At 59.5% G+C, this 299-nt stretch carries 1 protein-coding gene; it reads left to right on the top strand.

The features are described from left to right. A partial coding sequence (locus tag KBI52_RS00465) for a response regulator transcription factor (protein WP_210804745.1) occupies positions 1-299 on the top strand: 299 nt, incomplete at both ends.

The raw sequence follows: 299 nt of genomic DNA, 5'->3' as shown, positions 1-299 counted from the left end.
GGGATCCAGAACAAGGTCAGAGGCCTCGGCTATGGCGCCGATGATTACCTCACCAAGCCGTTTCATAAGGATGAACTCATCGCCCGCATGCAGGCCATCATCCGCCGCTCGTCCGATCAGACCGAAGCTGTCCTGCAATGCGGCGATCTGACGGTCAAACCACGGGTTCAACAGGCTGAGGTCGGAGGGCGCCGGGTAAACCTGACCGGCACGGAGTACAAGGTCCTGGCGTTCCTGGCTCAGCGCCAGGGGAGCACGCTGACCAAAGAGATGCTCCTCAATCATCTGTATAGCGGCAT

This window comes from Microvirga sp. HBU67558 (genome assembly GCF_018069605.1).
Classification (GTDB): domain Bacteria; phylum Pseudomonadota; class Alphaproteobacteria; order Rhizobiales; family Beijerinckiaceae; genus Microvirga; species Microvirga terrae.
Note: the sequence above shows the minus strand (reverse complement) of the source record. Positions and strands in the feature narration are given on the sequence as shown.